Annotated in this window: 29 protein-coding genes; 19 read left to right on the plus strand and 10 right to left on the minus strand. The window is 67.5% G+C overall.

Annotated elements, in window-relative coordinates; all coding sequences use genetic code 11:
- From GWG54_RS20890 to GWG54_RS14100, 6 genes are all read left to right on the plus strand, one after another.
- Positions 1 to 215 (plus strand): DHHA1 domain-containing protein (locus GWG54_RS20890; protein ID WP_245242813.1); only part of this gene is annotated, 215 nt, incomplete at its 5' end.
- 51 nt (positions 216 to 266) lie between these two features.
- The gene (locus tag GWG54_RS14080; RefSeq protein WP_167938376.1) at positions 267 to 1,058 is read left to right on the plus strand and encodes an alpha/beta fold hydrolase; all 792 of its coding nucleotides are present in this window, start codon (positions 267 to 269) and stop codon (positions 1,056 to 1,058) included.
- Between the two features lie 66 nt (positions 1,059 to 1,124).
- Positions 1,125 to 2,315, plus strand: coding sequence for an AMP-binding protein (locus GWG54_RS14085; protein ID WP_167938377.1), 1,191 nt, complete (start codon positions 1,125 to 1,127; stop codon positions 2,313 to 2,315).
- Between the two features lie 105 nt (positions 2,316 to 2,420).
- Positions 2,421 to 3,152 (plus strand): type 1 glutamine amidotransferase, encoded by a 732-nt coding sequence (locus GWG54_RS14090; RefSeq protein WP_167938378.1) that lies wholly within the window; start codon positions 2,421 to 2,423, stop codon positions 3,150 to 3,152.
- A 230-nt stretch (positions 3,153 to 3,382) separates the two neighbouring features.
- Positions 3,383 to 3,661, plus strand: a complete 279-nt coding sequence (locus tag GWG54_RS14095) for a hypothetical protein (protein ID WP_167938379.1) — start codon at positions 3,383 to 3,385, stop codon at positions 3,659 to 3,661.
- On the plus strand, positions 3,658 to 4,098 hold the full coding sequence (locus GWG54_RS14100; protein WP_167938380.1) for a type II toxin-antitoxin system VapC family toxin: 441 nt from the start codon (positions 3,658 to 3,660) through the stop codon (positions 4,096 to 4,098). Before GWG54_RS14095 ends, GWG54_RS14100 begins: the two co-directional genes overlap by 4 nt.
- A gap of 60 nt (positions 4,099 to 4,158) precedes the next feature.
- Here GWG54_RS14100 and GWG54_RS14105 read toward each other — a convergent pair whose 3' ends face one another.
- Positions 4,159 to 6,360, minus strand: a complete 2,202-nt coding sequence (locus GWG54_RS14105) for a (Fe-S)-binding protein (RefSeq protein WP_167938381.1) — start codon at positions 6,358 to 6,360, stop codon at positions 4,159 to 4,161.
- 248 nt (positions 6,361 to 6,608) lie between these two features.
- Between GWG54_RS14105 and GWG54_RS14110 the strand changes: the two genes are divergently transcribed.
- On the plus strand, positions 6,609 to 7,199 hold the full coding sequence (locus GWG54_RS14110; protein ID WP_167938382.1) for a conditioned medium-induced protein 4: 591 nt from the start codon (positions 6,609 to 6,611) through the stop codon (positions 7,197 to 7,199).
- A 103-nt stretch (positions 7,200 to 7,302) separates the two neighbouring features.
- Positions 7,303 to 7,986: a hypothetical protein gene (locus GWG54_RS14115; protein WP_167938383.1), complete on the plus strand. Its 684-nt coding sequence runs from the start codon at positions 7,303 to 7,305 to the stop codon at positions 7,984 to 7,986.
- On the opposite strand, the gene GWG54_RS14120 is transcribed toward GWG54_RS14115, so the two are convergent.
- Genes GWG54_RS14120 through GWG54_RS14130 form a run of 3 tightly spaced genes read right to left on the minus strand, consistent with a single transcriptional unit; the run spans position 7,983 to position 9,434 of the window.
- Entirely contained in the window at positions 7,983 to 8,567 is a 585-nt protein-coding gene (locus GWG54_RS14120) for an L-threonylcarbamoyladenylate synthase (RefSeq protein WP_167938384.1), read from the minus strand. The genes GWG54_RS14115 and GWG54_RS14120 overlap by 4 nt on opposite strands.
- 37 nt (positions 8,568 to 8,604) lie before the next feature.
- The gene (locus GWG54_RS14125) at positions 8,605 to 9,111 is read right to left on the minus strand and encodes a redoxin domain-containing protein (protein WP_167938385.1); all 507 of its coding nucleotides are present in this window, start codon (positions 9,109 to 9,111) and stop codon (positions 8,605 to 8,607) included.
- Positions 9,111 to 9,434 carry a glutaredoxin gene (locus tag GWG54_RS14130; RefSeq protein WP_167938386.1) on the minus strand — a complete coding sequence of 108 codons (324 nt, stop codon included), beginning with the start codon at positions 9,432 to 9,434 and terminating at the stop codon, positions 9,111 to 9,113. The genes GWG54_RS14125 and GWG54_RS14130 overlap by 1 nt, the downstream gene beginning before the upstream one ends.
- A 100-nt stretch (positions 9,435 to 9,534) precedes the next feature.
- Between GWG54_RS14130 and GWG54_RS14135 the strand changes: the two genes are divergently transcribed.
- Positions 9,535 to 10,923, plus strand: coding sequence for a hemolysin family protein (locus GWG54_RS14135; RefSeq protein WP_167938387.1), 1,389 nt, complete (start codon positions 9,535 to 9,537; stop codon positions 10,921 to 10,923).
- On the opposite strand, the gene GWG54_RS14140 is transcribed toward GWG54_RS14135, so the two are convergent.
- Positions 10,920 to 11,621 (minus strand): hypothetical protein, encoded by a 702-nt coding sequence (locus GWG54_RS14140; protein WP_167938388.1) that lies wholly within the window; start codon positions 11,619 to 11,621, stop codon positions 10,920 to 10,922. The two genes, GWG54_RS14135 and GWG54_RS14140, sit on opposite strands and share 4 nt — an antisense overlap.
- A 49-nt stretch (positions 11,622 to 11,670) precedes the next feature.
- On the minus strand, positions 11,671 to 12,858 hold the full coding sequence (locus tag GWG54_RS14145; protein ID WP_167938389.1) for an inorganic phosphate transporter: 1,188 nt from the start codon (positions 12,856 to 12,858) through the stop codon (positions 11,671 to 11,673).
- A gap of 132 nt (positions 12,859 to 12,990) precedes the next feature.
- Here GWG54_RS14145 and GWG54_RS14150 point away from each other — a divergent pair, with 132 nt between their 5' ends.
- Genes GWG54_RS14150 through GWG54_RS14165 form a run of 4 tightly spaced genes read left to right on the plus strand, consistent with a single transcriptional unit; the run spans position 12,991 to position 16,483 of the window.
- Positions 12,991 to 13,809, plus strand: coding sequence for a basic amino acid ABC transporter substrate-binding protein (locus tag GWG54_RS14150; RefSeq protein ID WP_167938390.1), 819 nt, complete (start codon positions 12,991 to 12,993; stop codon positions 13,807 to 13,809).
- Positions 13,810 to 13,820: 11 nt separating this feature from the next.
- Positions 13,821 to 14,654, plus strand: a complete 834-nt coding sequence (locus GWG54_RS14155) for an amino acid ABC transporter permease (protein ID WP_167938391.1) — start codon at positions 13,821 to 13,823, stop codon at positions 14,652 to 14,654.
- Positions 14,651 to 15,457: an amino acid ABC transporter ATP-binding protein gene (locus GWG54_RS14160; RefSeq protein WP_312854291.1), complete on the plus strand. Its 807-nt coding sequence runs from the start codon at positions 14,651 to 14,653 to the stop codon at positions 15,455 to 15,457. The genes GWG54_RS14155 and GWG54_RS14160 overlap by 4 nt, the downstream gene beginning before the upstream one ends.
- A 30-nt stretch (positions 15,458 to 15,487) precedes the next feature.
- Positions 15,488 to 16,483 carry an amino acid ABC transporter permease gene (locus tag GWG54_RS14165; RefSeq protein ID WP_167938392.1) on the plus strand — a complete coding sequence of 332 codons (996 nt, stop codon included), beginning with the start codon at positions 15,488 to 15,490 and terminating at the stop codon, positions 16,481 to 16,483.
- Here GWG54_RS14165 and GWG54_RS14170 read toward each other — a convergent pair.
- Positions 16,480 to 17,196 (minus strand): DUF5828 family protein, encoded by a 717-nt coding sequence (locus GWG54_RS14170; RefSeq protein ID WP_167938393.1) that lies wholly within the window; start codon positions 17,194 to 17,196, stop codon positions 16,480 to 16,482. The two genes, GWG54_RS14165 and GWG54_RS14170, sit on opposite strands and share 4 nt — an antisense overlap.
- Positions 17,197 to 17,342: 146 nt before the next feature.
- On the opposite strand from GWG54_RS14170, the gene upp reads away from it, so the two are divergent.
- Positions 17,343 to 18,020, plus strand: coding sequence for a uracil phosphoribosyltransferase (upp, locus tag GWG54_RS14175; protein ID WP_008421288.1), 678 nt, complete (start codon positions 17,343 to 17,345; stop codon positions 18,018 to 18,020).
- 50 nt (positions 18,021 to 18,070) lie between these two features.
- Here the strand turns inward: upp and GWG54_RS14180 are convergent, their stop codons facing one another.
- Entirely contained in the window at positions 18,071 to 18,331 is a 261-nt protein-coding gene (locus GWG54_RS14180; protein ID WP_394352929.1) for a DUF2892 domain-containing protein, read from the minus strand.
- Between the two features lie 256 nt (positions 18,332 to 18,587).
- Here GWG54_RS14180 and GWG54_RS14185 point away from each other — a divergent pair, with 256 nt between their 5' ends.
- The 4 genes from GWG54_RS14185 to GWG54_RS14200 are packed head-to-tail and all read left to right on the plus strand — an operon-like array spanning position 18,588 to position 23,889.
- Entirely contained in the window at positions 18,588 to 19,688 is a 1,101-nt protein-coding gene (locus GWG54_RS14185) for a TAXI family TRAP transporter solute-binding subunit (protein ID WP_167938394.1), read from the plus strand.
- Positions 19,689 to 19,730: 42 nt separating this feature from the next.
- Entirely contained in the window at positions 19,731 to 20,264 is a 534-nt protein-coding gene (locus GWG54_RS14190; RefSeq protein ID WP_167938395.1) for a DUF1850 domain-containing protein, read from the plus strand.
- Between the two features lie 13 nt (positions 20,265 to 20,277).
- The gene (locus GWG54_RS14195; RefSeq protein ID WP_167938396.1) at positions 20,278 to 22,986 is read left to right on the plus strand and encodes a TRAP transporter fused permease subunit; all 2,709 of its coding nucleotides are present in this window, start codon (positions 20,278 to 20,280) and stop codon (positions 22,984 to 22,986) included.
- 45 nt (positions 22,987 to 23,031) lie between these two features.
- Positions 23,032 to 23,889: a PH domain-containing protein gene (locus tag GWG54_RS14200; protein WP_167938397.1), complete on the plus strand. Its 858-nt coding sequence runs from the start codon at positions 23,032 to 23,034 to the stop codon at positions 23,887 to 23,889.
- Here the strand turns inward: GWG54_RS14200 and GWG54_RS14205 are convergent, their stop codons facing one another.
- Positions 23,890 to 24,498 (minus strand): YigZ family protein, encoded by a 609-nt coding sequence (locus GWG54_RS14205; RefSeq protein ID WP_167938398.1) that lies wholly within the window; start codon positions 24,496 to 24,498, stop codon positions 23,890 to 23,892.
- 133 nt (positions 24,499 to 24,631) lie between these two features.
- Here GWG54_RS14205 and GWG54_RS14210 point away from each other — a divergent pair, with 133 nt between their 5' ends.
- Positions 24,632 to 25,018: a hypothetical protein gene (locus tag GWG54_RS14210; protein ID WP_167938399.1), complete on the plus strand. Its 387-nt coding sequence runs from the start codon at positions 24,632 to 24,634 to the stop codon at positions 25,016 to 25,018.
- 2 nt (positions 25,019 to 25,020) lie between these two features.
- Here GWG54_RS14210 and GWG54_RS14215 read toward each other — a convergent pair whose 3' ends face one another.
- The gene (locus GWG54_RS14215; protein ID WP_167938400.1) at positions 25,021 to 25,524 is read right to left on the minus strand and encodes an amino acid-binding protein; all 504 of its coding nucleotides are present in this window, start codon (positions 25,522 to 25,524) and stop codon (positions 25,021 to 25,023) included.
- Positions 25,525 to 25,577 lie beyond the last annotated feature (53 nt).

The raw sequence follows: 25,577 nt of genomic DNA on the forward strand, positions 1-25,577 counted from the left end.
GGGGGGGGGGGAAGACCGGCCCCCGGTCCCGTGTTCGGGGCCCCGCCGCCGGGGGCGCCGCCGGGGGGGGGGCCGCGGCCGAACTCGCCTCGAGAGTCGGCGGCGGCGGCGGCGGCCCGCCGGACTTCGCGCAAGGCGGGGGCCCGAACGTCGAGGAACTGGACGACGCCCTCGAGGACGCCCCGGACGTGTTGCGCAACGTGTTGAACGTCTGAACCCAACGTTCGACCGCGGCTTCTTTCCTCGCGGCTCGCCTTCGGTCGCACATGTCTACCGTCTCGAACGGGAGCGTCTCGCTGTACTACCGCCGCGAGGGCGAGGGCGACGGTGAACCCGTCGTGTTCGTCTCGGAGGCCGGCCTCGGCGGCTGGTCGTGGGGGTGGCAACACGCCGCGCTGACCGGGCCCTACGAGACCGTCGTCTGGGACCTCCGGGGAACCGGCCGCTCCGACGCGCCGCCCGGACCGTACTCGATGGCGACGCTCGTCGCGGACCTCGAGACGATCCTGGCCGCCGTCGACGCCCGGAACGCCCACCTCGTCGGCGCCGGACTGGGCGGTGCCGTCGCGCTCGCGGCCGCCCGGGAGTCGACCCGTGTCGCGACGCTGTCCGTCCTCGGCGCCGCGGCCCGGGGTTCGGCGTTCGACCTCGAGCCCCTGCTCGCCGCCCCCGACGACCGTGCGGCGCTTTGGGACTCGCTCGAGGCGGGGCTCTCGGCGGACTTCCGGGAATCCCAGCCCGACGTCCTCGACGGGATCGTCGACTGGCGCGCCGAGGGCGACGCCGCCCCCGCGGGGTGGGAGGCACAGCTCGCCGCCCTCGAGGGGTTCGACGCCGGCGACTGGCTCGTCGAGGTGACCCTGCCCGCCCGCGTCCTCCACGGCACCGAAGACGCGCTCGTCCCGGTCGAGGCGGGGCGCGAGCTGGCGGCCGGACTGCCCCGCGGCGAGTTCGTCCCGCTCGAGGACGCGGGCCACCTCGTCGGGATCGAGCGCTCGCGGACGGTCAACGATCGGCTGCTGGGCTTTCTCGAGGAGCGCTCGAGTAGCGACCGCTGAACGATCGATTCCGGCTTGCGATTGTCCCCCCATGCTACTACGGCGCTAGCCGCCGAAGACACTGCCGTGACCCTCTCGCTGGCTCGCCGCGCCGAGCGCGTTCCGGACCGAACGGCGATCGTCGACGCCTCCGAGGACCGCCTCTACGCGCCGGCCGAGACCGTCCACGAGGACCGCGTCACCTACGCGGAACTGTCTCGTATCGCGGGTCGGCTCGCGGGCGCGCTCGAGAACCGTGGCGTCGACCCCGGCGACACCGTCTGTCTGGTCACCCGAAACCGGGTGGCCTCGCTGGCGCTCGTGTTCGCCTGCCGCCGGCTCGGGGCGACGCTCGCTCCGATCTCTCACCGCTTGACGCCCGCGACCGTCACTCGACCGTTCGAGGTCCTCGAGCCCGCCGTCGTCGTCGCCGAGAGCGCCCAGCGCGACCTCGTGCGCTCGATTCCGTACGACAGAACCGTCACGCTCGAGGAGCTCGTGGAAGCCGACGCGTCGACCGTCGACGGCGGAACGGAACGAACCGACGCCGCGCCCCTTCTCGCGATCCACGGCGACGCCGGAGCACCGATCGCGACCCTCTCGGCGGCGACCATCGAGTGGAACTGCATCGACGCCGTCCTCGAGTGGGGACTCTCCCGCGAGGATTCGGGGTTCGTCCTCGACCCGCTGTCGACGGCCGGCGGGCTGTTCCGAACCGCGCTCCCCTTGCTGTACGCCGGCGGCCGGCTCCTGCTTGACCGCGCGTTCGACCCCGGCGACACGCTGACGGCGATCGACGAGAGCGGGGTGACGGTCGTCTCCGGCGGACGGGCGCCGATCCGCGAACTCGCGGCCGACGAGAACGCCGCCGCGCTGGCGGGCCTCGAGCGCGCGATCTGCGATCACACCGTCGAGGAAGCACCCGTCGAGACGCTGCTCGAGCACGGCGTTTCGGTCTCGCGGGCCTACGGGACTCCGGCGTGCCCGACGGCGACGACCCGGACGGTGTCGGGAGCGACCGACGCCGACACGGTCGGCATGTCCGTCCTCGACTGCGACGCGCAACTCGTCGACGAGGAGGGAGCGGTCCTCGAGGGCGAGGCCACGGGACGGTTACGGCTGTCCGGCCCGGTGGTCGCCGACGGGTACGCAACGCCTGCCGCCGATCGCGACGGCGACGAGGCGGAGTCGAGCGACGTTTCGGGGTTCGTCGACGGCTGGTTCGACACCGGCGAGCGGTTCCGCCGGGGAGACGACGGGAGTTACCGCCGCGCGTGAGCGTCCTCGGATCGGTGCGACTCGAGGACTCCGGCCGCTCCGAACTTCCGGCAACGTCCGGCCGTAGCAGAAGGCATTTTTCCTCCGAGCGGCCAGGGTGTCGTGATGGATCAGCTTCGTATCGCCGTCCTGAACGCGGCTCACGAGGACGCGAACACCACGAGAAACTTTCGACGCGAACTCGACGCCTCGCTGGCGGAGTTCGACATCACGCAGGGGGAGCTACCCGAGACGTTCGCCTTCGACGGCGCCGTCGTCACGGGGTCGCGAACGTCGGTCTACTGGGAGGAAGAATGGATCGCCGCCACCAAGGAGTGGGTCGAGGAGGCGATCGCTCGCGACGTACCGTTCCTCGGCGTCTGCTGGGGCCACCAGCTGCTTGCGGACGTCCTCGGCGGGACCGTCGCGGACATGGGTGCCTACGAGGTAGGCTACAGCGAGATCGAACGCTCCGGGGAGTCTCGGCTGTTCGAGGGGATCTCGAGCGAGTTCACTGCCTTCACGAGCCACGCCGACGAGGTGTCGGCGCTGCCCGACGGCGCCGAACCCCTCGCCGCGAACGAGTACTCCAACCACGGCTTCCGCAAGGACCGGGTCTTCGGCGTCCAGTTCCACCCCGAGTACGACCGGAAGACGGCCCGCGAGCTCGTCCACCGCAAGGACCTGTCCGACGAACGGCGCGACTCGGTGCTCGCGGAGATCACCGACGAGAACTACCGGAGCGCGTGCGAGGCGAAGCTCGTCTTCGAGAACTTCCTCGAGTACGTGGCGGAACTGCAGTCGGCCGAGGCTACCTCGAGCGGAGCGACGTCGACGCAAGCCGGATCCTCGGATTGATCGGTACAGACGGAACTGATACCGCCGTAGCCGGTTGTCGAGCGCAGCACCCGCGAGCGACCAGCGGAAGCGAGCGGTTTTTTAGCGTAGATTTTTGCAAGCGCTTCGAGCGACCCCAGGAGCGAGGACCCGCAGCAAAAAGGTATGTTTGCACCCTCGGCCCCGATTTCCGAGTGGCCGGATCGAATCCAGCGGAACAGTTTTCTCAGTAGCATCCGCTACTAGCCGCTATGAGCACCTCGGTCAAAGTCACCGACACGACGAAATCGCGACTCGAGGAGTTACAGGCGGAGATCCGACTCGAGACAGGTCAGAACGTCACGCAACAGGAACTGCTCGAGCGAATCGTCACCGATACGTACGAGTCGAAGGACGAACTGATCGAGTCGTTCCGCGACGATTTCGAATCGCTGTCCGACGAGGAGATCGATCAGTGGCTCTCCGGAACGGTAGATTCGGGCGTCGAGACGAACGAAGACGAGATCGACGACGTGTTGTACGGCGAATGACGGTCTTCATCGACACCGGAGTGTTCTTTGCACACCACGATGTCGCAGCGGCGAGACACGACGCGGCGACGGACGCAATGCGTGCGGTTCTGACGGGACGATTCGGGCAACCGTACACGAGCGACTACGTGTTCGACGAAGCGATAACGCTCACGCGAACTCGAACCGGAAGCTACGACGACGCCTGGACCCTCGGTCGGCGCATCCTCGGACGCGGATCGTATCCCGACCGAATCGAACTCGCGACGATAACGCCGGAACTGTTCGAGGCGACGCTCGAGACGTTCGAGCGGTATGCCGACCACTCGCTCAGTTTCACGGATGCGAGTACGATCGCACTCGTCGAGGACTACAATCTCGACGCCGTGCTCAGCTTCGACGACGATTTCGACGGTCTCGTCGATCGAATCGACCCCGAAACGATCACGAGCGAGTAGCGGTACCGAAACTACGTTCGGGCACACCAGGGGGCCCTCCGGTCGAAAACCGACAGTCGGCTACTCCGCCGCAACCTCGAGCCCCGCCTTCTCCCGGGCGCCGATCGCCTCGACGAGCAACTCGGCGACGTCGACGATCTCGATGTCGTCCTCGAAGCCGCCGGTCTTGCGCCCGTCCTCGTACATCGTCATACACATCGGACAGGCGACGACGAACTTCTCGATCCCCGAGCCGGCGTCGGTGTCCTCGAGGGCCTCTCGAATCCGTTCCTCGCTGGGCTTGGGATCCTCCTCGAAGTCCATCCAGAGCCCGCCGCCGCCCCCGCCACAGCAAAAGGAATTGGCGCGGTTACGGGGCATCTCCTCGAGCGTACAGCCCGTCGCTCTGATGAGTTCGCGGGGAGCCTCGTACTCGTCGTTGTATCGCCCGAGGTGGCACGGGTCGTGGTAGGTGACCGTGTAGTCGAGTTCGGTACCGGTGAGCTCGAGCCCGCCCTCGGAGACGACTTCCTCCACCGCCTGGGTCCAGTGGAGCACGTCGACCTCGCTGTCGGCGTTCCACTCGTCTTCGTAGTCGAACGGCATCATCGGGTCGTCGGCGAACTCCTCGAAGTCGAGCTCGGGGTACTCGTTCTCGAACGTGTTGTAGGAGTGGGGGTCCGTACAGACGATCTTCTCGAACTCGCAGTCCTCCCAGGTCTCGACGTGGTGGCCCGCGAGTTCGATGTAGAGGAACTCCTCGCCGACCCGGCGGATGTCGTTGCCGTCGTACTTCTCGTCGTCGAAGAGGATGCCGAAGCTGACGTCGGCCTCCTGGAGGATCGTCGCTAGCGAGCGGGCGACCTTCTTGTTGCGGTCGTCGTAGCTCGGGTAGTCGCCGACGTACCAGAGGTAGTCGACCTTCTCCTCGCGAGCATCCGCGACGTCGAACTCGAGGTCGTCGGCCCAGTCGGCCCGGTTTCGGGGGCTGTCGCCGAAGGTGTTGCCGTTCTGCATGACGTTCTGGAAGACGTCCTGCATGCTAGGGGCGATGTCGCCCTGGTCGGTCATCTGGCGGTTGAGCCGCGTAAAGGACTGGAGGTGCTCGATCTCGACGGGACAGGCGTCCATGCAGGCCATACAGGCCATGCAGGACTCCATCGTCTCCGTGTCGATCACGCTGGTGCCGCCGTCGGCGATGATCGGTTGCTCCTCGCCGCCCTCGGCGCGGTGTTCGCGATACTTCTTGAGATCGAGGATGACGTTGCGCGGATCGAGCGGGCGGTCGGAGGCCTTGGCGGGACAGACCGACGAACAGCGCCCGCACTTGGTGCAGGCGTCCTGGTCGAGCAGTTCCTTCCAGGTGAAGTCGTCGATGGACTCGGCGTTGGTCGCGTCGAGGTCGGCGGGAACGTTCGGGAGTCGCTTCCCCGCGTTCTCGTCGCGGGTGACGACGTTGGCGAACGACGACAGCATGTGGAACGGCTTGGCGTACGGGATCCACGCGATGAAAAACAGCGCGAGCAGCGAGTGGGACCACCAGGTCAGCCAGTGGACGGTTTCGGCGTTGAACCCGAAGACGCCCAGAGTGACGTGGTTCGGATCGGTCGCCGTCCCCTCGAGGACGGGAAGACCGACCGCCCCGAAAAGCGAGGCGATCCCCCAGCCGACGAAGCTGACGATCTCGTGGTCGGGCATCCCCGTCGCGTAGATGCGCAGCCCCTCGAGCAGGAAGCCGCCGACGCCGAGTCCGAACAGCGTCCAGATGAAGAGGTCGTCCTCACTGGAGGTGTGGCGGCCCCAGAGGCGTTCGTTGCGCACCCAGTAGCGGCGGTAGATCGCCATTCCGATCCCGACGACGAAGAGTAGTCCCATCGCGTCGACAACGAACTGGTAGGCGAGATAGAACTCGCCCTCCCAGAACGTCGCCTGCAGGACCTTCTGGGCGGCGTACTCGTCGATCATCAGGATCGTGGTCGCGATCAGCAGCGTCAGGAACCCCCACATGATAAAGGCGTGCATCAGCCCGCCGTAGAGGTCCCTGTCGAACTGTTTCTCGTTCGAGAGCACGATCTTCGTGCTCGAGACGATTCGGCTCGCGAGGTCGTCGAGGCGGGCGAACGGGTCGTCGTCGCCGGCGGTGTACCGTGCGAACCGGCTGTACACTCCGGAGAGGAAGACGAGGATCGTCATGGTCGCCAGGAGATAGAACAGCGCGTACTCCGTGCTACTGAGCCCCCAGTAGGTCTCCCTCGTCACCTCCGTCTGCGCGAGGACGTTCATGTTCAATTAGGCGGGGAGCCGTGACTTAATACTTGTCACGAGTTTGTCCGTCCCACATCGCCGCCGTACCGCGTAAATTGTATGGGGATTCTCAGTTTACACGTTCGCTCCCGATACGCCCGGGCGAAAGCGAACGACGTCTTGCGACGGTACGAACTGCGAGACTCCGATCGCCGCCGTCGCGTTCCGAAATCGACGGCACGGACTGCCAACAGGCTTATATGGCCGCCTCCCGCGAGTGTCCATCCATGAACGATAAAACCGAGGAACTCCGCGACCTCTTCACCGACGTTACCGACGGCGAGGAGACCGTTACCGAGGCCCAGGAAGACGACCGCGGCTCGCTCGAGAAGGACGAACGAACCGACCGGGAACGCCTCGAGAGCGTCGTGACGCAGATGAACGAGCGCTACGGGCTCGAGGGACCGTTCCGGACCGGAGAGTACGTCGAGATCGCAGAGGGGTTCTACGAGGGTCGCTCGGACGCCGCGCTCGCCGACGAACTCGGCGTCGACGAGGACGACGTCTTCGAGGCCCGACTGTCCCTGCACCTCGTCGACGAGGACGACGCCGACGAGGTCGACCTCGTCGCGATCCGTCAGCGCGAGGAGGATAATGCGGCGCTGGCCGAGGAGTACGGCGTCAGCGAGCCGGAGATCGAACGCTACCGACGGGTCGCCGCGGCTCGAGACGAGTCCCGCGCAGCCAACGACCGCTACCGCGACGAGTTCGACAGCATCCTCGCCGACGCCGACCTCTCCGAACGGATGGCGACCGACGTCCGCGAGGACGGACTCGAGGACGCGACCGAGGGGATGGAGACCGACGTCGATTTCTAGCCGCGAACTATCGCCCGCTCCGGTCGGCCGCGGGTCGATCGCCCGACCGAAACCGCTCGAGCGACGGCGAGGGTTCTTATAGGAAGGGGCGGCCAGAGAGCTCGTGTCCCGAGCCCACGTCCCGTTTAGCGACCTGCGGACGGCCGCCTACTGCCCGCGAAAGTGTTACTACCAGCGACGACTCGACGCCGACGAGCGCGAGCCTCCGCCCGAGGTCGCCGAGATCCGCGACCTCGAGCGTCGGTACGAGACGCTGCTCGAGGACGGTCACGACCTCGCCGGCGAGCCGATCGCCGTTCCGCCGGCGACCTACCGCGACCGCCTCGACGCCGCCCGGGAGCGTCTCGTCGCGGACGGCCACTGGGAGCGGCTCCGTGATCCAGTCGCCCGGGACGTCCTCGCGTCCGGACGGCGCTGTCGCGGGATCGTCCACAAGGTGCTCGAGGACCCCCTCGTGCCCGTCCTCGTCTCGGCGGGGAAACCGCCGACGAACGGCGTCTGGGAGCCCCAGTCCGTCCACGCAGTCGCCGCGGCGAAGGCCCTGGCCTGGGAGCACCAGCGGACGGTCGAGGGCGCCTGGCTCGAGTACCCCGCCTCCGGGACGATCCGTCGGATCTCGCTGACGACCCGTCGCAAGGCTCGCTACCGGCGGACGCTACGGACGGTCCGGGAACTCGACGGCCCGCCAGCCAGGATCGACAACCGCTCGAAGTGCGAGACCTGCGAGTTCGCCGACGAGTGCGGCGTCAGGACCCGGACCCTGCGATCCCTGCTCGGGTTCGGTTAGTGGCTCTCGAGCCAGCGCTCGATCTCGTCGGCCCGCGCGCCCCGGCGGTGGATCGTTCCGCTCGAGACGTCGACGACGGTGCTCTCGGTGCCCGGGGTCTCGCCACCGTCGACGACGGCCGCGACGCGCTCGCGAAACGCCGGGTCGAGCGCGTCCGGACGGCGGACGCTCCCGCTCCCGCTTTCGTTCGCGCTCGTCGCGGTGATCGGCGTTCCGGCGCGCTCGCAGAGCCGGAGCGCGAGGGGGTGGTCGGGGACCCTGATCCCGACCCGGTCCCGTCCCGACGTCAGCATGTCGGGAACCGCCTCGCGGCGCCGACAGAGGACGGTTACGGGCCCCGGCAGGAACGTCGCCATGAACTCCCGTTCGCGGGAACTCGCGCGGACGTACTCGAACGCGGCGGGCACCGACGGGACGGCCATCGAGATCGGTTTCGACCGGTCTCTCCCCTTCGCCTCGAACACGCGCTCGACGGCGTCGGCGTCGACGGCGTTCGCGCCGAGACCGTAGACGGTCTCGGTCGGGTAGACGACCAGCTCGCCGCTCCGGATCGCCGCGGCGGCGGACTCGAGTTCGCTCATACTGCCCACTCGAGTCGGCGACGGCAAAAGCGCACCGTCAGTCGAGTCCGAGTTCGGCCTCGAGTTCGTCGTAGTCGGGGAACTCGGGCCACTCCTCGGCAACCCAGATCGACTCGATGGTCCGATCGGCGTCGAGAGCGACGAACGCGAGCCGAGACTCGCCGATGCCGGTCATCCCGTCGAGGTCGTGGACGATCCCGTACTCGGCGGCGACGTCGTTGGCCGGGTCGGCGAAAATCTCGGCCGCGAGGTCGTTCTCGTCGAGAAACCGCGAGATGCCGTAGGGGGTCGAGGCCGCGACGCCGACGACGCGGTCCTCGCGCTCGAGCCACCCCCGCTCGGCCAGCTCGTCCCAGACGTACTTGGCGACGAACGAGCCGACCATCGGCGTGAACACGAGGATGGTTCGCCCGTCGACCAGCTCCGCGAGCGAGCGGTCCTCCCAGAACTCGGCGGTGACGAGCGGTCTGGTGAACTCGGGGGCCGACTCGCCAGGCTCGAGGTGGTCGGCTGGTTCGAGCTCGACGACGTCGAACTCCGGCATCAGTCCTCACCTCCGGCGTCGGCCGCCCGCGTCGCGGCCGTCGGATCGGTCTCCGGGTCGTCGCCGTAGGTCGATTCGAGGTAGTCGACGATGTTCGCGCTCTCGGCCATCGTCACCCCGGTCCCGTCGTCGACGATCACGGGCACAGTGCGGACTCCGGCGACGCGTTTGACGACGTCGCGCCGCGAGTGAAGCGGCTCGACGAACCGCGAGCGGTAGTCCAGTCCCTGCTCCTCGAGCGTGCGAGTGACGCGCTCGCAGAACGGACACCCCTGGAGCCGATAGAAGGTGATCGCCGGCTCCCCGTCGGTTAGCTCGGACATAGTCGTTCGTTCGGGAACCGATCGGGTAAACGTATCGTCGCCGGAACCGCAGTGTCGAATGGTAAACGGTTAACCGATCGGGTGGCAAGTCAGTACATCAATGGCGTTGTCTTCGCTGCTCGAGGTCGTGCTCGCCGCCTACGAGCTCCCGGTCGTCGGACTCGAGGTCGATGAGTCGCTCGTGACGATCCTCGGGGTGCTTGTCCTCGTCGTCCTGCTCGGACTCTCGGCGTTCTTCTCCTCCTCCGAGATCGCGCTGTTCAACCTCCCGAAACACCGCCTCGAGACGATGGTCGAGGACGGCATCGAGGGCGCCGCGCTGGTCAAGTCGCTGAAGGACGATCCCCACCGGTTGCTCGTGACGATTCTCGTGGGGAACAACATCGTCAACATCGCGATGTCGTCGATCGCGACGGCCCTGCTCTCGATCTACTTTGGCGGCCTGGTCGGCGTGGTCCTCGCGACCTTCGGGGTGACGTCGGTCGTCCTTCTGTTCGGCGAGAGCGTGCCGAAATCGTACGCGGTCGAGAACACCGAATCGTGGTCGATTCGCATCTCGAAACCGCTAAAGGCCACCGAGTACCTGCTGTACCCCCTGATCGTCCTCTTCGACTACCTCACCAGACAGGTGAACAAGCTCACCGGTTCGACGGGCGCAATCGAGTCGCCCTACGTCACCCGCGACGAGATCCAGGAGATGATCGAATCCGGCGAACGCGAGGGCGTCTTAGAGGAGGAGGAACACGAGATGCTCACCCGGATCTTCCGGTTCAACCAGACGATCGTCAAGGAGGTGATGACCCCGCGACTGGACATGACGGCGATCTCGAAGGACGCCGGCATCGACGAGGCGATCGAGACCTGCATCCAGAGCGGGCACGCCCGGGTTCCGGTCTACGAGGGGAGTCTCGACAACGTGCAGGGCGTCGTTCACATCCGCGATCTCGTCCGCGATCTCAACTACGGAGAGGCCGAAACCGAAGACCTCGAGATCGCCGACCTCATCCAGCCGACGCTGCACGTTCCCGAGTCGAAAAACGTCGACGAGTTGCTCACCGAGATGCGCGAAAACCGGATGCACATGGCGATCGTCATCGACGAGTTCGGCACCACCGAGGGGCTCGTAACGATGGAGGACATGGTCGAGGAGATCATCGGCGAGATCCTCGAGGGCGGCGAGGAACAGCCCATCGAGGAGATCGACGACGACACCGTTCTCGTCCGCGGCGAGGTCAACATCGAGGACGTCAACGAGGCCCTCGAGATCGACCTCCCCGAGGGCGAGGAGTTCGAGACCATCGCCGGCTTCATCTTCAACCGCGCGGGGCGGCTCGTCGAGGAGGGCGAGGAGATCGAGTTCGACGGCGTCCGTATCACCGTCGAAACCGTCGAGAACACCCGCATCATGAAAGCTCGGCTGCAGAAGCTCGAACACTACGACGAGGTCGACGAGGAGGTCGACGAGCTCGAGGAGCCCGACGCGAACTAACGACCGTCGACGCCGTCGACGACTTCGTCGGCGACCCGCGGGGGGAGGGCGAGCCGTCGCGGACCCTGCACGTACCGCCCGTCGGGCTGTGCGTAGTCGAAGCTGACGATCGCGACGTCGCCGATCCGGCGAACGGACGCCCCCTCTATCACATCGAGGTCGATCGCCTGGTCGGGGTCGTAGAGGTAGATCGTTCGTTCGTCGGGATCGTAGGCGCCGACCGATCGCAAGAACGAGGCGAGCAACAGCGCCACGAGCGCCATCGGAAGCGTCAGCGCGGCCAGACCGGTGAACGGACCGGCGCCGAGGTCGCCCAGCAGCCCCCGCTGGGAGACGATCCGTCCGACGAGCATCAGGGAACCGATGACGACGATCATCGCCGTCGTTCCCAGAATCGCGTCCCTGGCGCGGTCGAGCGAGACGTCGGACGGGTCCGAGACGGGAAGCCTTTCGGCGAGTCGCTCGAGGTGCCGCTGGTCGGCGGAGAGGGCGAACGCGACGCCCGTGACGAGGACGGCGGCCAGTGCGGCGGCGACGACCGATCGTCCGCCGACCTGTCCGGCCATGTCGTACAGCCGCCAGAAGATGATGATGGTGCTCACGGCGAAGAAGGTCCCGACGCCGAGCGACCACAGGAGACGAACGGTGCGGGAGGTATCGGGATCCCGTCGCCACCGGAGCGGTTCGGACGCGTCCATACCCGACTCTCGCCGCCGATCGTGTAAAGGCTGTTCGGTGTCGGCTCTTTCAGAGCAGGAGGGTGTCGATAGCGAGGTAGCCGACGAACGAGACGACGATCGAGCCGGCCAGCGAGAGGACCCACGCGAGTACGGTGTACCCCATCTTCTGGGCGCTGACCCCGCCGCCGGAGCCGGCGGCGTACCCGCTTCCGATGATCGAGCTGACGATGATCTCGTTGAACGAGACGGGGATACCGAAGAGCACGGCCGCCTGCGCGATGACGAACGACGGGATCAGGGCCGCGATCGATCGGCGCGGCCCCAGCGAGGAGTAGTCCTGTGAGATCGCCTTGATCATCCGCGGCGCCCCGGTCCACGAACCGAGCAACAGACCGAACCCGCCGCCGACGAGCAGGGCGAGCAACGGGAGATCGAGATCCCCCGATAGCGGGATCAGCGGTCCGATCGCGAGCCCGACCTGGCTGCCCCCGGCCGAGAACGCCACGAGCCCGCCGAGCACGAGAAGGAAGTGTCGCTCGCCGCGTTCGGTTCCGACCCGGAGGTCGAAGCCGATGACCACCGCCCAGATGGCCGCGATGAGCGCCGTCGCGGCGGCGACGCCGGCGAATTCGGGCCCGGGTATCCACCCGCTCGCGCTCTGAGCGATCGACGCGCCGCCGTCGGGCGGCCCGAGAACGGCGAACTCGATGTTGGCGACGACGATGCCGACCAGCGCCGCCAGCGCGACGATGAGAGACTCCTCGGTGATCGATTCGGCTCGAAGCGCCCGTGCGATCGCGTAGGCGATTCCGCCGCCGACGAACGGCGTCAGGACCCACAGGGTGGCGATCTCGGTGTACTTCGTCCAGGCGGGATCGCCGCCCATCGAGAGCCCGACGCCGACGACGGCGCCTGTGACGGTAAACGCCGTCGCGATGGGATACCCCGCGAAGACGCCGATCGCGACCAGTCCCGCGGCGATGATCAGCGCGATCGTCGCGGCCGCCGGCGACAGCGTCACCCCGCCGATCAGCTCCGTTCCGACCGCCTCCGAGACGTTCGCTCCCTGCAGTACCGCGCCGGCGAACCCGAGGATGCCGACGAAGAAGCCGGCACGCATCACCGAGATCGCGTTGGCCCCGACCGCCGGCGCGAACGGCGTCGAGCCGCTCGAGCCGGCGCCGATCGCCCACGCCATGAAGAGGCTGGCGGCTGCGGCGATCAGAAACGTCGCGACCGTGACCAGTTCGACCATCTATTGAACGTTACTCGGAGCCCCTACAAGTGTGTGCCGACCTGCAACCACCGTCTTCGCCACCGTCGCCGCCGAGCACGGTCGTCGATACCGCTAGGTGTTAAGTAGTAGATCCCCTATCGAAGCGTAGCTATGTGCGACCAGCAGCGGAGAGTCGACAGGCGGGAGTACCTGACGCTGGCCGGGGGAGCCGGGGTCGCGACGACGATCGGCCTCGCCGGCTGTCTCGAGGACGCGGAGAACGGTGACGGCGAAGGCGACAACGGCGGCAACGGTGATGGGGGCCAGACGATCGTCCCCGGAACCGCGCCCGGGTTCGAACCGTTCGAGATGAACGTCGACGGCGAACTCGTCGGCTTCGACATCGACCTGCTCGAGGCCGTCGTCGCCGAGACCGACTACGAACTCGGCGACTGGCAGGAACTCGAGTTCGACGGGCTCATGCCCGCCCTCGAAAACGAGAACATCGACGTCATCGCCGCGGCGATGACCATCAACGAGGAGCGCCAGGAGACGATCGCCTTCTCGGAGCCGTACTACAGCGCCGACCAGTCGGTGCTGGTCCAGTCCGGCGGGGACGTCGAGGTCGGCGACCTCGAGGACCTCGAGGGCCTCGAGGTCGGCGCCCAGTCGGGAACCACGGGTGAGGGGATCATCGAGGACGAACTCGGCGACGACGTCAGTTACACCTCCTACGACAACTACGTCCTCGCCGTCCAGGAACTCGAGCGCGGCACCCTGGACGCGATCGTGATCGACGAACCCGTCGCCGAGTCGTTCGCGAACGACCGCGAGGTCGAGGTCGCCTTCACGTTCGAGACCGGCGAGGAGTACGGCTTCGGCGTCCGCCAGGACGACGGCGACCTTCAGGAGGCGCTCAGCGAGGGGATCGCCGCCGTCGAGGAGTCCGGCGAGTACGACGAGATCACCCAGGAGTGGTTCGGGGAGTAGCCTGATCGGATATGGAAGGCACCGTCGCGCTGGCTGAACTCTCGACGGCGCTGCCCGCGGGACAGCTGTCGTCGCTCGGCGAGGCGCAGGTCGGTCGGTACCTCGGGGCGGACTGGGAGTTCGTCTACCGGAACGGCGACTACCTGCTACGGGGGATGGCCGTCACGATCGTTCTCACCCTGACGAGCATCCTGGTTGGCTTTCTCGCCGGCTTCCCGGCCGGCGCGCTCGAAGCCTACGGGAGCGGGTACTCCCGGGCGTTCGTCCGGAAGGCCGGCGTCCTGTTGCGGGGGACGCCGATCCTGGTCATCATGCTCTTTACGTACTTCGTGTTACCCATCGAGGTCGTCCTGGGGGCCGCGGAGTTCGGACTGCGATCGCTCGAGTTCGTTCTGGGTCCCACACCGGTTACCGTGCCGACGGACGTCCCCGACGCCTTCGTCGCGGCGACGATCGCGCTGGGTTTCCGGAGCGCGGCCTACCAGTCCCAGATCTTCCGGGGCGCGCTCGGGAGCATCGACGAGGGACAGATGGAGGCCGCCCGCTCGATCGGCATGAGCCGCCTCGAGGCCATCAGACACGTGATCGTCCCGCAGGCGCTGCGCCGCAGCGTTCCGGGATTCCAAAACGAGTTCACGATCGTCCTGAAGGACACCTCGATCGCCTTCGCGATCGGCCTCGGCGAGCTGCTCAAGCGCAGCTACGACCTCTTTACCGAACAGACCACCGCCGTGCTCGAGGTCATCCTCTTTATCAGCCTGCTGTACTTCGTGTTGACGTTCGGAACCAACCGCACCCTCGACTACGTGAGCAATCGCTTCGCAATTCCAGGTGAATCGTCGTGAGTGATCGTCCGAAGACGACCGACGGAACCGTCCGGGAACGCGACGCCGACGCCTCGGCCCGCGGGACCGAACCGCTATTGCGCATTGAGGACGTCCACAAGTCCTACGGCGACGAGGAGGTGCTCCGGGGCATCGACCTCGAGATCGACCGTGGGGACGTCGAGGTGCTGGTTGGCCCCAGCGGGAGTGGGAAGTCCACGCTGTTGCGGTGTCTCAACCGCCTGACCGAGATCGATAGCGGTCACATCTACCTCGGGAATACCGAGGTGACCGCCCCCGACACCGATCCGAACGCCGTTCGCCAGCAGATCGGGATGGTGTTCCAGGACATCAACCTCTTCGCCCACCTCACCGCGCGAAAAAACATCACGCTCGGCTTGCGGAAGGTCCGCGGTCTGAGCGCCGAGGAGGCCCGCAAGCGAGCCGACAGCGAGCTCGAGCGGGTCGGACTGGCCGACCAGGCTGACTCCTACCCGGCCCAGCTCTCGGGCGGGCAGAAACAGCGGGTCGGGATCGCCCGCGCGCTGGCGATGGATCCCGAAGTCATGCTGTTCGACGAGCCGACCAGCGCGCTCGACCCCGAACTCAGCAACGAGGTCCTCGAGGTGATGCAGGGGCTCGTCGCCGAGGGGATGACGATGGTCGTCGTCACCCACGAGATGCGGTTCGCCCGCGGCGGGGCCGACGAGATCACGTTCCTCGCCGACGGTGCGATCGTCGAGCGGGGGCCGCCCGAGAAGCTGTTCGAGAACCCCGAGCGCGAGCGAACGAAGCGGTTCTTCGAGAGCATCCGCCATGAGTAGCGTCGCCGACGCCGGGGGGTGCGTTCGAGCGTGAGCGTCGCCGACGCCCTGGGGATCGACGCGAGTCGATTCCGCGAGTCGACCGACGACCTCGGACGGATCGCGATGGTCGTCGCCGGGATCGCCTTCTGGGGATGGCTCCTCACGCGCTGGCTCTACGACTGGGCGTTCGCCCGAGTGGGGATCGGCCCCGGCGAAGGCGAGAACTTCCTCTCGCCGACGCCGTTCGAGGAAGCCGCCGCGGCGCTCGAGGGGTCGGTCGTCGCCCTCGGTCCGGTCAGGATCCCGGTCGACTGGCTGGCCACCCTCGTCGACGGGGTCGCGCTTGCGATCGACGTCGCGCCTGCGCTGGCGACCGGCGCATGGTACACGATTGTCCTGACTGCGGCCAGCATCGCGCTGGGCTTTTGCATCGCGGTCCCGACGGCGGTGCTGCGGGTCTACGGCGGTCCGTTCCGGTGGATCGCGCTCGCGTACACCGAGCTGATCCGCGGAACGCCGCTTCTGGCCCAGCTGTTCGTGCTCTACTACACGCCGTACCTGGCGCTGTGGCTCAACGACTTCGACGCCGTCGGGCAGGGGTTCGTCCCCGACTACGCGTTCTGGATCGCGATCCTCGGCTTTACGATCAACGGCTCGGCCTACCAGGCCGAGTATATCCGGGGCGCCTTAGAGAGCGTCGACGAGGGCCAGCTCACCGCCGCGCGGGCGATCGGCCTCTCGAAGCTCGAGGGGATCCGCCACGTCGTCCTCCCCCAGACGCTGCGGTACGCGATCCCCGCTTGGACGAACGAACTGGTCTACCTGATCAAGTACTCCTCGCTGGCGGGCTTTATCACCGTCCCCGAGCTGTACTACCGCGCCAGCCGGATCGCCTCCTCGACGTTCGAGTACATGCCGATCTTCACGCTGCTGGCGCTGGTCTATCTGGGAATCGTGCTGTCGGCGACGAACCTGATGGCCCGCGTCGAGCGCCGCGTCGCCGTCCCGGGGATCGGCCAGGTCGAGGGCCGACAGCAGGGTTAGTTCGTCGTCGACTTCGAGTTGTCCTCGACCTCCGGCGGCGGCTCGGCGCCCTCGATCGCCTCGGCGGCTTCGGTGTCCTTCTCGACCTCGACGTGCCAGCGATCGATCGAGTCCTCGAACTCGGCGAGCCGGCCGGAGACGTCCTCCTTCAGGGCGTCGTCGTTGACGTTGACCTCGAAGATAAACCGCTCGCCCTCGCCGCGGGTCGATTGCTGGATGTTCGCGCTGATGAGCTCGTTGTCGAAGTAGTACGGCGCGAGCTGGGTCATCACGTTCTGGTAGACCGTGTCCTCGACCCGCCGTAGGGCCTTCCGACTCGCGGAGTCGGCCGCCCGCGCGACGTAGTCGATCGACTCCTTCCACTGGTCGACCGCGGCGTCGGCGTCGTCCTCCTCGAGGCGTTCGTACGACTCCGAGAGTTTCTCCCCGGCGGTCCGGATGTCCTCGTCGGGCTCCTTGCCGGCGCGCTCTCCCTTCCCTTCCTCGACGCTGGCCTGGTCGGCCGTCTTCTCGCTGACGTCGGCGTCGAGGGTCTCGTGGGCCTTCGGCCGCCACTCGTCCCACTCCTCGAAGGCGCGAGCGAAGCTGGCCCCGTAGTCGTGGTCGGGATCGTGGACCCCCGCCTTCCGAAGTGCGCGCGTGATGCGCTCGCCGTGCTCGACGACGTCACCCCAATCGCCGCGAACCTTGAATCCCGAGATGCTCTCTTCCATTCGGCTGAGCGACTGCTATGCGTTGGACCGACATAAGTCTCGTCGCTGCGTGGGATCGCCACTCTCGTGGGCTGCGGGGACACGCCCCGTTCGGCGCTCGAGGCGGACCGACACCGTGAAAGTGCCGGCGCGCGCCAGTTCGGGTAATGACGATCGAAGACCGAGAGAACGCGCACCTGGTGACACACGCACTCGCGAAACACACGCTCTCGCAGCTTCGGGACGTCGAAACCGAGCAGGTCAGCTTCCGGAAGGGGCTCGTGAAGCTCGGCCGGATCTGTGGCTACGAGATCATCGACGGCCGAATGGAGACCGAGTACGTCGAGATCGAGACGCCGCTCGAGCCGACGATGGGCGAGCGGGTCCGCGGGCTGGACGACGTCGTGATCATCAACGTCCTGCGGGCGGCGACGCCGTTCGTCGAGGGACTGCTGAAGGCGTTCCCGCGCGCCCGCCAGGGCGTCATCAGCGCGAGCCGCGACGAGGAGGCCGGCCGCGAGGAGGACGGCTCGTTCCCCATCTCCGTCGACTACGTCAAACTCCCCGAGATCCACGAGGAGGACACGGTGATCATCGCCGACCCGATGCTCGCGACCGGGAGTACGATGTGTACCGTCCTCGAGCACGTCATCGAGACCTCGCCCGAGCCGGAGAACCTGATCGTGCTGTCGGCGGTGTCGGCCCCCGAGGGACTGTTGCGCGTCGAGGAGGCCTACCCCGAGGCCGACCTGCTGACGGTCTCGATCGACGACCGACTGGACGACGACGGCTTCATCGTTCCCGGGCTGGGCGACGCCGGCGACCGGGCGTTCCGAACGACGTAGGCGGATCGTGTGGCGCCGCCCTCGAGACGTTCGAGCGCGGACCCGTCGAGTCACCCGCAGGTGTCGATCCCGAGCACGGCGTTGGCGGGACACCGCTGGACGACTGCGGTCGCCAGCAGGTCGCCGCCGGCGACGGCCGCGAGCGCGCCGAGCGTTCGGTCGCGGTTCCGGTAGCCGACGGCGAGCAGGGCGAGCCCGGCGGCGACCCGCAACGCGCGGTCGAGTCCGCCGACGTTTCGGTCCATGCGCGAGAGGACGGGCGCCACCGCCGTGAGGCTGTCGCCCAACCCCTTCGTTTCCGGTCGAATCACCACCACGTCGGGCGGTTCTGTCGCTCGAGCTCGAGTCGAAACGGTCCCTCAGATTCTGTCCGCGCGTTTCCTTCGTGGCTCGCGCCGCCGTCGCTCGATCCGCGCGACGGACGGGTCGGCGGCCGCCAGCCGAGCGCGCGACCGCCGTGGTTCCTCGACGCGCCGAGTGTCGTTCTTGTCGTTCGGGGCGTTCGCGCCGTAACGTACGGGAAAAATCCGAAGCAGCTATTACTACATTCCACATTATACATTCCGTATGGTTCGACATATCAAGCGGCGCAAGTTCATTGCGCTCGGTGGGGCTGCTGGGATCGTGGGTGCCGCGGGTTGTATCGGCGAGGACGCGACCGAGGGAGAAGGAAACGGGGACAACGGGGAGGACCTCGAGGAGGCCCAGCCCGAGGAGGGCGGGGAGACGCTGTCCCTGCACGCCGGGGGGACCGAGGGGACGTACTACCCGCTGGCGGGCGACATGAAGTCCATCGTCGAGGATCAGACGCCTCACGGGATCCAGGTGCAGTCGACGGGGGCGAGCGTCGAGAACGCGGCCAGCCTCGGCCGCGAGGACGCCGAACTCGCGCTGGTGCAAAACGACATCACCTACTTCGCGTACAACGGCGTCGAACTCGAGCAGTTCGACGGCGAGCCCCTCGAGAACCTCCGGGGGATCGCCTCGCTGTACCCGGAGACGATCCACATCGTCACCCAGGCCGATTCGGGGATCGAGTCCGTCGAGGACCTCCAGGGAGCGGCGATCAACACCGGCGACGCCGGCAGCGGGACCCAGGTCAACGCTCTGCAGATTCTCGAGTCGGCGGGGGTCGACGACTTCGACGAGCAAAACACCGACTTCGGGACGGCGGCCGACCAGATCGGGGACGGCGACGTCGACGCCGCGATCACCGTCGGCGGCTACCCGCTGGGTGCGATCGAGGACCTCGCGGCGACCCAGGACGTCTCGTTCGTCGAGGTGTCGGGCGACGTCCGCGAGACGCTGCTTTCGGACGCCGAGTGGCTCGCCGAGCACACCATTCCCGGCGGCACCTACGACGGCGTCGACGACGATGTCGAGACGATCTCGGTGCAGGCGATGCTCGCCACCCACGAGGGCGTCGATGCGGGGGTCGTCGAGGAGGTCACGACGGCGATGTTCGACAACGTCGACGACTTCACGACCCAGTCGGAGTACATCGACGTCGAAACCGCCCAGGAGGCGATGCCGATCGAACTCCACGAGGGGGCGGCGGCGTACTTCGACGGGTCGGGCGCCGGCGAGGGGAACGGTAACGCCACCGAGGACAACGCTACCGAAGATAACGCTACCGACGGGAACGCGACCGCCGACGAGGACGAGTAGCGAGTCGAAACGTCGATCACGATCGACCGTCGGTACATCACCGTGGACCACCCGACCCGACGCGCGCTCCTCGTTTCGGCGGGCGCACTGTCCGGAGCGACCGCCGTCACCCCCGCCGCCGCCGGCGCCCCCCGGGGGGTGGGCGGCGCCCCCGGCGGCCCCAGGGAGCGGCTGTTCGAGATCCCTGTCGATCAGGGACAGGAGGTGACCCTCGCGTACACTCACAGCGTCGAGAAGACGCCGATCGAGGACGTCTACGTCGTCGACGGCTCGAGGCTGCGGGCCGATCGGTCAGTGTTTCACTCCTTCGGGGCGGGGCTGCCGACGACCGATATCGAGCGAACGGCGGAGGGGTACGTGGTCGAGGGCTCGACGATCCACGACGAGCTTCGGGTCGCGCCCGGCGAGATCGCGGGCCACGAACTGATCGTGGGGGAGCGACGGTACCCGCTCGCGGAGGTCGCCGACGGTCGCGTCGTCCTGTTTCTGACCGAACGGGGGATCGACGACGCCGTCGCCGGCGGGACTCGGGAAAGCGAATCGAAACGAACACATCACGAACGCCAGCAGGAATGACCGAGACGCACTTATGAGCGTAGACAGGGAGGACGAGGAGACACTCAGCGACGAGGAACAACAGCAACTCATGGAGGAGGTCCAGCGGCGTCGGTCCCACCGGGGGCCGGCGATCGCGATCGTCTCCCTGATCGCCATCGCGTTCTCGGCGTTCCAGATGTGGATCGCCGCGCGGGGGTACGCGTTCGAGGCGACGCTTCCGTTCGTGGGCGAGTACCGACTCGTCGGTTTCCAGCAGCTGCAGATCAACGCGATCCACGTCGCGTTCGGGCTGGTACTGGCGTTCCTGCTGTTCCCAACGAGCCGAGGCGACGGGTTCCTCGCCCGTCGGCTCGGTCGGATCGAGCCTGCGGTCGGAAACCGTCTCGGCGACGACCACCCCGTGACCCGAGCGACCGCGAGGATCTCCGGCGCCGTCGGGTGGTTCTTCCTCGATCCGGAAATGAACCGAATCGCGCCGGTCGACGTGCTCCTGGCAGTTCTCGCCGTGCTGCCGGCGTACTACACCGCGACGCAGTACGACGAGATCCAGCGCATCGCCGTCCTCCGGTTCGAAGATACGCAAACGCTGCCCGAAATATTCCCGGTGCTGGTCCCGTTCGAGGGGGCGTTGAGCGCGGTCGGCGTTCCGATCGCCGACGTCTCGGCGGCCTTCGTACTGGCCGTCCTCGGGATGGCGCTGGTCCTCGAGGCGACCCGCCGGGCGCTGGGGCTGGTACTCGCGTCGCTGGTCGCGCTGTTTATCGCGTACGCCCGGTGGGGGTACCTCGTTCCCCAGGACTCGGCGATCGGCGCCCTGTGGGTCCAGCCCGACAACTGGGCGAACATCATGTATAACCTCTGGTACACGGTCGAGGCGGGAGTTCACAGCCAGCCCGTCTCCGTCAGCGTCCGGTTCATCTACATCTTCATCCTCTTTGGCGCGTTCCTCGAGATGAGTGGCGCGGGCAAGTGGTTCATCGATCTCGCCTACTCCGCGACCGGGACCCGCAAGGGCGGTCCCGCGAAAGCCAGCGTCGTCTCGAGCGGGTTTATGGGGATGCTCAGCGGGTCGTCGATCGCCAACACGGTGACGACGGGGGCCTTCACGATCCCGCTGATGAAACGCTCGGGCTACTCGCCCGAGTTCTCCGGGGCCGTCGAGTCCTCCTCGTCGTCGGGCGGCCAGATGCTCCCGCCCGTGATGGGCGCCGCGGCCTTCCTCATCGTCGAGTTCACGGGGACCCCTTACGCCGACGTGATCATCGCCGCGACGCTGCCCGCGCTGGCTTTTTTCTTCGGGATGTGGGTGATGGTTCACTTTGAGGCGGTCCGGGGCGATATCGGCGGGCTCTCCCGTTCCGAACTGCCCGACGTTCGCTCCGCGCTGCGGACCGGCTGGTTCTACCTCATCCCGCTCGCGTTGTTGCTGTACTATCTCGTGATCGCGCGGCTCTCGATCAACCGCTCCGGCTGGCTCACGATCGTCGCCGTCGTCGCGCTGCTGGCGGTCGTCGCCGCCTACGACGAGCGCACCCGAGGCCCGCTGTTCGCGACGATTGCGGCGCTATTCGCCGTCCAGGCCGGCGCCTACGCGACCATCGGGGCCGGGATCGGCGACGCGGTTCGATCGATCGTCGGCCTCGGCGGGATGGCCGACGCCGACCCGATGGCGCTCGAGGCGGCGCTGTCGGCCGCGGTCGGCGACCTCGCCATGATCGCGCTCCTCGTCGGCATTGCCTTCGTCCTCCTGCGGCCCCGCGCCGAGGCGCCGCTGCTCGAGTTCGACGACGAGGTCGAGGCCGCGGCCGAGCGAAGCGCCGCGGCGCTCGGCCGGCCTGCGCTCTCGGGCAATCGAGCCTACCGGTTCGGAAACTTCCTCCTGAAGTCGATGGATTCGGGCGCCCGCACCGCGACGACAGTCGTCGTCGCCGTCGCGGCCGCCGGCGTCGTGCCGGGCGTGATCAGCGTCTCCGGGCTGGGACCGAACCTGGCCGCGCTCATCGGCGACATCAGCGGCGACTCGATGCTGATCCTGCTCACGCTGACGGGCGTCGCCGCGATCATCTTCGGAATGGGGATGCCGACGACCGCGATGTACATCATCCTGGTCGCGATGCTCGAGGCGCCGCTGGTTGAGGCCGGCGTCGTCGTGCTCGCCGCCCACCTGTTCGTGCTCTACTGGGGGCTGATGGCCGACGTCACGCCCCCGGTTGCCGTCGCCGCCTTCGCCGGGGCCGGTGTCGCGAAGGCCGAGGAGATGAAGACGGCGTCGCTGGCGTTCCTGCTCTCGTTGAACAAGGTGCTGGTGCCGTTCGCCTTCGTCTTCTCGCCGGGCATCCTGTTCCTGCGGGACGGCGAGGTCGCGGGCTGGACGGACGTCACCGACCTCGGCTACGTCGTCCCCGAGATCGTGATTCCCGTATTCGGCATGTTCGTCGGCGTCTACGCCCTTGGAGTGACGATCATCGGCTACCAGTACGCCAGGGTGACGCCGACGAGGCGCGCGCTGTACTCGGTCGCGTCGATCCTGCTGATGGTGCCCGAGATCCCGCTGTTGCTCCTCGAGGGGGTCCTCGCGCTCGCCGGCGTCCCCTCGGCGCTGACGATCTTCGAGCTCACCGCCGCGCTCCGGGGGATCGGCCTGGCGATGCTCGCGGCGCTGACCTACCGCAACCGCTCGCGGGCCGATCTCGAGGAGGCCGACGCGCGGCCGTCCGCGACGGCCGCCGGCGACGCCTAAGCCCGATCCAATCATTATTTTAACCAGTCCAACGTAGGTGGGAGTATGCCCGACAGCAGCGAACACCCCGTCGACTCCTCGAGTCGCGGGTTCCGGATCGCTCTCGGTCTCTACCTCGGCGTTCTCGTCGCCGGCGTCGCCGCCTCCGTAGCAGCGACTGGGCAGGTCTCGGATGCCGTCCTCGCCGCGGTCTTCGTCGGCGGTCTCGCGACCGGAACGATCCTCGGGATCGTCGCCGCGTGGCTCGACGACGATCTCGCGGTCCGTCTCGGGCGGAGCCGCCGTCGCCGCGCGCTGCTCGTCCTACCCGGCGCTCCGGGACTTCTCGGTGCGGCGACCGCCTCCTGGTCGTGGTCGCCGATCGCCTCGGCCCTCGTCGCGACCGGGTCGTCGCTCGCCGTTCTCGTGGTCGGCTATGTCCTCGGCGCCGTCGCTCGGACCGAGTACGTGAAGACGGTCGCCGCGGACGAGCCGATCGGTACCTGGAACTGGACGCCGCCCGGCGGCGGCAGAGCCGACGCGGTACTCGCGGTACTCTGGGGGGTTCTGGCGCTCGGCAACGCTATCGACGGGAACTTCGCGGCCGCCGTCGTCTGGCTCCTGATCGCGCTGGGCTGGATCGTCGCCGGCGCGATCGAGGGCCGCTGGCGGACGCCGTGGGGTGTCGACCCCGAAATCCGGGTCCACGAGGACGGACTCGTCAAGCGTCGCCCGTTCACGAAGACGTTCGTCCCCTGGGACGAGGTCGCCCACGTCCGGCTGCGCGAGGACGAACTCGTCCTCGATCGCGGGCTGTTCGACGTCCGCCTCGAGCGCTCGGAGCTCGCCGAACTCGAGGCCGTCCGGGAGACGATCGAACGGCGGTTCGAGGCCGCGGGCGCGAACGCGCGGTCCGTCCCGTAGCTACGCCAGATCGGCACGCCCGCTGGTCGCGCTCCGGAGCCGATCCCGCAGCGCCTCGGCCTCCGCGAGCGGAACCCGAACGTCGAAGGTGACCGCGGCCTCGTAGTCGGCCTCGAACTCGAGGGCCTCGCTCTCGAGGACGCTGCGGACGGTGCCGGAGTCGTCGTAGTCGACGGTGACCGTCACCCGTTCGCTGGGTCGCTCCTCGACGATCCCCGCCTCCTCGACGGCCTCCTTCGTCGCTCGCGAGTAGGCCCGCACGAGCCCGCCGACGCCGAGGTTCGTCCCGCCGTAGTAGCGGGTGACGACGACCGCGCAGTTCTCGAGGCCTTGCTGGGTGAGGACGTTCAGCGCCGGCTTCCCGGCCGATCCCGAGGGTTCGCCGTCGTCGCTCGAGTACTCCCGCAAGAACTCCCCGTCGGGCTCGGCTCGCACCCGGTAGGCGGGGACGTTGTGGGTCGCGTCGTCGTACTCCGCGGCGACGCGGTCGACGAACGCCTCGGCGGCGTCGACGGACTCGACGGGGCGGACGTGGCCGAGAAACTCCGATCCCCGAACGACGAACGTCGCCGTCGCGGCGTCGGCGACGGTTCGGTACGTCTCGCTCACGCGGGACCACCCCGTCCTCGTCCCGGATCGATCATGTGGGCCGTACTCACGCGACCGAAAAGAGCCCGTCGGTCGCCGCTACCGGGATGCCGCATCCGCTACGTTATTGGTCTTTGATACGGTCTGTCACTGCATGGAAGACGCGATCATCGACGAGGCCTTCGCCGACGAACTCCGCAGCGCCTGCCGAACCACCGTCGGCGACGAGCTTCGGAGTATCACCTACTTCACCGAGGACGACGTCGAACAGGCGTACCTGCGCTCGGATCTCGATCGGACCGCCGATCTGGTCGGCTTCGCCGAGCACGAGCGACGCGGCTTTCACTCCCAGTCGGCCTACAGAAACACCCAGCTCGGCGAGTACCAGGCGACGATTCGGATGTTCGAGAACGGCTACCTGACGCGGGTCATCCGAGGGGGCCACGGCGTCTGGGTAACGACCGACGACATGTCGATGGAGCGGTTCGAGGAGCTCACGAGCGCGCTCGAGGCGATCCTCGAGGAGCGCGCCCCCCAGTGAGTTCACTGGAGTTCGATCTTGCGGACGAACTCGAGGTCGCGGATCTCGGTGATGGCCTCACCCGACAGATCCTGATCCGTCACGAGGTAGAGCCGGGGCTCGTCGGTGAACTCGGGGTCCTCGCTGATCGTCTGACGGATCGACACGTCGTGGTCGGCCAGGGTGCCCGTGATCGTCGCGACGATCCCCTTCTGATCGGCGTCGTCGACCGCGATCGATAGCACCGTCAGATCGAGGACCGGCGCCAGATCCATCAGGCTCGGTACCTGCGAGATGTTCTGGAAGATCCGCCGGAGCTCGGGGTCCTCGAGGATGGCGTCGGTCGTCGAGTCGACGACCCGTCGGTCGACGCCGATTTCCCGTGCGATCCCGGTGTTCGGGATCTCGATGCCGCCCGAGACGACCCGCCCGTCGTCGTTGACGGAGAACCCGCGCTCGAGCAGCAGGCGGATCACCGCCTGCTGGCTCGGCGATCCCTCGAACTTCTCCATGATCTCGTCGAACATGTCCGTACCGGGCGTACGCGGGCCGCGGTATAAGGATCGGTGATCGATGCCCG

This window comes from Natronococcus sp. JC468, assembly GCF_012163165.1.
Classification (GTDB): Archaea; Halobacteriota; Halobacteria; order Halobacteriales; family Natrialbaceae; genus Natronococcus; species Natronococcus jeotgali.